5 protein-coding genes are annotated in these 5239 nt (G+C 74.7%); 2 read left to right on the top strand and 3 right to left on the bottom strand.

What is annotated here, in order from left to right:
* Positions 1 to 253 precede the first annotated feature (253 nt).
* A complete protein-coding gene (gene uppS / locus FOE67_RS15715) occupies positions 254 to 940 on the top strand; it encodes a polyprenyl diphosphate synthase (protein ID WP_194444319.1) in 687 nt (228 codons plus the stop codon).
* On the top strand, positions 937 to 2460 hold the full coding sequence (locus tag FOE67_RS15710) for an oxygenase MpaB family protein (protein ID WP_182664741.1): 1524 nt from the start codon (positions 937 to 939) through the stop codon (positions 2458 to 2460). The genes uppS and FOE67_RS15710 overlap by 4 nt, the downstream gene beginning before the upstream one ends.
* A gap of 88 nt (positions 2461 to 2548) precedes the next feature.
* On the opposite strand, the gene FOE67_RS15705 is transcribed toward FOE67_RS15710, so the two are convergent.
* The 3 genes from FOE67_RS15705 to FOE67_RS15695 form a co-directional block, all read right to left on the bottom strand.
* Positions 2549 to 3475, bottom strand: coding sequence for a hypothetical protein (locus FOE67_RS15705; RefSeq protein WP_182664739.1), 927 nt, complete (start codon positions 3473 to 3475; stop codon positions 2549 to 2551).
* Positions 3476 to 3612: 137 nt separating this feature from the next.
* Positions 3613 to 4572 carry a hypothetical protein gene (locus tag FOE67_RS15700; protein ID WP_182664737.1) on the bottom strand — a complete coding sequence of 320 codons (960 nt, stop codon included), beginning with the start codon at positions 4570 to 4572 and terminating at the stop codon, positions 3613 to 3615.
* Between the two features lie 46 nt (positions 4573 to 4618).
* Complete coding sequence (locus tag FOE67_RS15695; RefSeq protein WP_182664735.1) at positions 4619 to 5068, bottom strand: hypothetical protein; 450 nt, start codon at positions 5066 to 5068, stop codon at positions 4619 to 4621.
* Positions 5069 to 5239 lie beyond the last annotated feature (171 nt).

The raw sequence follows: 5239 nt of genomic DNA, 5'->3' as shown, positions 1-5239 counted from the left end.
GTGGGGCGGGATGGACGTGACGGGGCGCCGTGCGGCGGATCGTACCGCTCCGGACGGGACGCCTCGGGCCGGGACGACTCGGGCCGGGACGGATCCGGGCGCGAAGAACTCCGGCGTCCCGGGCCCGCGCGCACCCGGGACCACGCAGGGGCACCCCGGCGGGCGCCGACACACCGACGGGTCCGAGGGCCCCGGCGGACAGCGGCGGACCACCGGCCCCACGCGCGCGGTACCCCGCCACGTGGCCTGCGTGATGGACGGCAACGGCCGCTGGGCGCAGCGGCGTTCACTCCCCCGCACGGACGGGCACCGCGCCGCCGAGACCACCGTCATCGACATCATCGAGGCGGCCCGGGGAGCCGGTGTCCGGTGGCTGACCCTGTACGCCTTCTCCACCGAGAACTGGAACCGCCCCGATCCCGAGGTGGAGTTCCTGATGGGGCTGGTCCGCCGGGTCGTGCGGAAGCACGCGCCCCTGCTGCCGGCCCGGGGCATCCGCTGTCGTTTCCTCGGCGCGGGCGACCCGCGCATCCCCCGCGAACTGGCCCGGGACCTCGACGACCTGACCACGCTGACCGCCGACAACCGGGGGATGACGCTCACCGTCGCCTTCGACCACGGCGGGCGCCGGGACATCGTGGAGGCCGCCAGGTCGCTGATCCTCAGCGGGACGCCCGCCGACGAGGTGACCGAGCGGCTCTTCGCCGAGCACCTGCCGTTCCCCGACACCCCCGATGTCGATCTGGTCATCCGCACCTCCGGTGAACAGCGCATCTCCAACTTCATGCTCTGGCAGGTCGCCTACGCCGAGTGGGTCTTCCCCGAGGTGCTCTGGCCGGACTTCCGGGCCTCCGACTTCATCGCCTGCCTGCACACCTACCGCCGCCGCGACCGCCGCTTCGGTGGCGTTCCGCCCCGCACGAACGGAGAGCGTCCATGAGCACCGACACCACGGACACGGCCGGCACGCCCGGCACGGCCGACGAGGCACCGCTGTTCGGCGCGGACTCGCACTTCCGCGCCTTCTTCGACGACCCGCGCTGGGCCCTGGCCATCATCCGCGCCACCGTGCTGGAGGCCGCCCATCCGCAGGTCGCCGCCGCCCTCGCCGAGAACTCCACCTTCGTCACCCGCCCCTGGCGGCGGCTGCGCAACACCTTCCTCAGCATGCGGCGCATGTTCGACGCCGACCCGGCGGTCCGCGAACGGGAGGCCGCCCGGCTCAACCGGCTGCACTCCCGGATGAGCGGCTCCGACTCCCGCGGCCGGCCCTACGACGCGATGGACCGCGCGACCCGCGCCTGGGTGGTCGCCACGCTCTTCGAGAGCGCGGTCACCATGTGCCGGCTGAGCGGCCAACCGCTCGACCGGGCCACGATGGAGCGGATGTACGCCGAGTACCGCGGGTTCCTCGCCGCGCTCGACGGCGACGCCGGCGAACTCCCCGGGGACCTGACCGACTTCTGGCCGTACTTCGACCGTGTCGTCGAGCACGAACTGGAGGACACCGAGGCGGCCCGCGTCATCCTCTACCGGCTCTTCGACCACCTTCCCGCCCCGCCGCTGCTCGACGGCGTGCCGACGCTGTGGGCGGCGGGGCGAACCGTCGTCGGTCCGCTCCTGGGCGCGATCACCGTCGCCTCGCTGCCCGAGCCGTACCGGCGCCGGGCCGGCCTGGCCGAGGTGCCCGGCGCCCCGACCCTCATGCAGGGCGCCTACCTCACCGCCGGGCTGACCCGCTTCCTGCCGGCGGGGTGGATCAACGCCGACACCATCATCGAGTTCCTCTCCCTCTCACCCGACAGTGACGACCCCCGGGCCCGAACCGTGGCCGGCCTGCGCTCCCGGGTGAAGCGGGCCTCGGCGCTGCTCCGCCTCCTCACCCCGTCGAGCGGCGACGCCGGCGCCAAGACCACCGCCGACCCCGCCTCCGCTCCGGCCCCCTCGGCGGAGACGGAGGAGGGCCGGCGCGCGGCGCGGGAGTTCTTCCGCAGGGTGCTGGACCAGACCGGGGACGGCTATCTCGACTGGCCCGACCTCGCCGCCATGGCCCGCGAACTCTCCACCCGCCTCGATCTGGACGAACCCGAGGAGACCCGGCTCTACGACGCCTTCGCCGCCTGGTGGCGCGAACTCCAAACCGCCCTCGACACGGACGGCGACGGACGGGTCGACGCCGACGAGTACGCCGCCGGCGTCCCCTCCCTCGCCGGGCCCGCCCTCATCCGCGTCGCCGAGGTCCTCTTCGACGCCACCGACAGGGACGGCAACGGAACCATCGACGCGGACGAGTACCGGGCCCTGTTCCGCACCGCCTTCCACCGCGACCTCACCACCCCCGAGGGCGCCCCCGGCACCCGGGGCACCTACGGCCGGAGCGCCTTCGTGGGCGACTTCCTCTCCTTCATGTCGGGGCGCCGAACGAGCGCGCCGTACGACGCCCTCCTCGCCGACGCCTGACGCGCCCGGGGGCCGTTACCCGGCCCCCGGAGCCCCCGTCCACACCCTGTGCACAACCCGACGGGCCGCCGCCCCCGTTACCCCGCTCTCACCGGGGGATGAGCCCGCTCGACAGCCCCGTCCAGGAGTCCCGCAGAAGGCAGAAGTCGGTGTCCGGCGAGGCGCGGTGGTGCGAGTCGCTTCCCCCGCACCCCTTCGTCTCCTCCAGCCACGCCAACAGGTCATCGGAGGGACCGTGCGGGCCCATGTGGTCCCCGGGGACCACGGAGGCGGCCCCGTACGCCGCGATGACCTCCGCGAGCAGGGCGTCGCCTCCCGGATCGTCCAGGAAGTCCCCCAGTTCCCCGATCTCCCGCTCGTAGTGCTCCAGGATCTCCTCCCGGTTCCCGAGGTACGACAGAAGGGCGAGGAGCTGCCACGCCCGGTGCCGGTCGGCACGGTCGTTCACCTCGAACGGTTCCGCCGCGAGCGGGGGGATCTTGTCCGCGTACCCCAACCGCTCCAGGGCCCCGAGGACCGGGCCCACCGCGTCGACGTTGTCCCGGTGCACGCCCTCGGCCCCCAACCGGCCGAACGTGCAGGACGCGGCCCGCTCCTCCAGAGCCGGGTCGCGTTCCTCGACCATGTGCAGGACCGCCGCCGAGAACACCAGGGTGTCGCAGTCCCCGTCATCGGCGGCGGCCGCGTACGCCCCGGCCCGCTCCGCCCCCTCGGAGCCGATGAAGCGGTCCTCCTCGCCGGTCGAGTAGGCGATGGCACCCGCGAAGTACAGGTCGGCGGCCTGCTCGCCGGCCGCTCCCGGGGGCGCTGTCGAGGAGTAACCACCGTCCTCGGTCCGGAAGCCGGAGAGGTCGTGGACCATGGCCTCCATCGGCGACCGGGACGCGCATCCCGGCAGCAGAAGCGCCGGAACGGCCACCACGGCCGCCGCAGCCACCAGCAGGCGGCGCCCCGCCGGGGTGGGGCCGGGACGGTTTCCGGTGCGGTTCCCGGTGGATGTTCCGCGGCGGGACAAGGGCGCTCCTCGGTGGGCCGTGGCGGTGCGGTGCACGCCCCTGACGGCGCCGAACGACCGTATCGCGCAGCCCTGTTGGGGCGCCGGCGGTACCGAGCACTCCGGTGCCGTCGGCGGATCGGGGCCCCGGGGCCGGCTCAGGGCCCGCCGATCGGCTCCCCGTGGTGGTAGCGGGTGTCGGGGGGCAGGGGGAAGTCCTGGCGCCACAGGTCGCACAGCGCCGCCGCCAGGGCCCGCTCCCCGGCCGGGTCGGCGGGCAACTGCAGGTGGAGCGCCCGCAGCAGGTCGAAGCGGTGCAGGTCGAACGCGCCGTGCACGGCGACCGCGTAGGTGGCGGCGGAACGCAGGGCCGCCCGGTACGCGCCCACGGCCAGGATCGCCGGCACCAGGGTCAGGAGCGTCCACCAGCCGGAGGGCCACAGCAGGGCGAGCGATAGCGGCGCGCAGAGCGACATGACGGTCGCCAACCCGATCGCCTGGTCCAGGGCGTCCCGCGCGTCGTCCACCAGGGACCGGGCCGGGTCCCGCAGGACCGGGTACAGACGCGGCCAGGCCACGGCGGCGTCCCACCCGTGCGCGCGCCCCGCCGAATGCTCCATGGCGGTCAGGAGGTTGCCCAGCGCCGTGGGGCGGGTGGGCGTTCCGGCGGGCGGGAAGCGGCGGTTCAACCGGGAGGCGGCGGGCCACGCCCGGGCCGTGGCGGCGTCACGCTCGGCGGGACCGAGGGAAGGGAAGTCGGCCGGCAGTCGCGCCCGTTCGGCCAGCGCCTCCCGGCGGCCCTGCCAGAACGCGGACCGACGCCTCCGCCACCAGCGCCACGGCGGCCCCTCGCGCCACAGGGTGTGCAGGGAGAGCTGGAGGGACTGCAGCAGGAAGGCCGGCACCAGCAGGGCGAGCACGAGCACCAGCGACTCGCCGATCCCCAGCGACCCGGCGGTCTCCCACGCCCCGGAGAAGTCGGGCGTGCCGCCGGGCGCCCCGGCCCACACCAGCACCACCAGCGGCAGGGCCCCGGCGAGTACCGGCAGGTAGGCGACCAGGAGGAACCGGGAGCTCAGCACGCCGGTGACACGGCCGGCCACGTCGGTGAGGTTCATCGTCGCCCTCCCCCCGGGGCGAGCGGTATCGGATGGTCGTCGGGCGTCACCGCTCGACCATCCCGACACCGTGGTCCTCGCAGACCGGCGCCCCGGGACGGAACAGGGTCTCCGCCCTCCCGCACCCCTGCTCGGGGCAGACGTAGGTGACGGTGCGAGGGCGCCCCTCCTCCTCGCCGAGCAGGGTGTGACCGGCGTTGGGGAGCACGAGATGGTGTCCCGGCCTGCCGACGGGGCCACGGGGGCCGGTGGCGCGTCCCTCCTCGAGCGCGGTCGCCACCACGGCCGGGGTGGTCACACACACGGGGACACCTCCCACTCGGACCTCCACCCATCCGGGGCGGCGATACCCCCGGCGGTTCCCCTCCACCGCCGCCAGGATCCGCTCGCAGCCCTCCCCGAAGGGGACACCCTCGGGGAGGTCCACCTCCAGCACGTCCCCCGGCCGGGGAGGTGCGGACGCCTCGGGATGGGCCAGTTCCTCGAATCGGTTCACGCGGCTCCCTCCGGAAACGGACTCTCGACCGGCCGTTCACGCCCGCCGGAACGGAGGACCGGGGGTGGTCACCGGGGCGGCCCCGGGAGGCGGGTTCCACCTCCGTCCCGCACCTCGCTGCCTCCCACCCCGCGTCGCGAACGGGTCATCAGTCTCCCCGAGAGGCCCTCC

The sequence above is a fragment of the Streptomyces calidiresistens genome (assembly GCF_014141525.1).
In the GTDB taxonomy this organism is placed as follows: domain Bacteria; phylum Actinomycetota; class Actinomycetes; order Streptomycetales; family Streptomycetaceae; genus Streptomyces; species Streptomyces calidiresistens.
Note: the sequence above shows the minus strand (reverse complement) of the source record. Positions and strands in the feature narration are given on the sequence as shown.

What these genes read in the sequence shown, in the direction of transcription:
- FOE67_RS15710 (WP_182664741.1), top strand. Translation starts at nt 937, where the DNA reads ATGAGCACCGACACCACGGACACGGCCGGCACGCCCGGCACGGCCGAC.
- uppS (WP_194444319.1), top strand. Translation starts at nt 254, where the DNA reads ATGGACGGCAACGGCCGCTGGGCGCAGCGGCGTTCACTCCCCCGCACG.
- FOE67_RS15700 (WP_182664737.1), bottom strand. Translation starts at nt 4,572, where the DNA reads ATGAACCTCACCGACGTGGCCGGCCGTGTCACCGGCGTGCTGAGCTCC.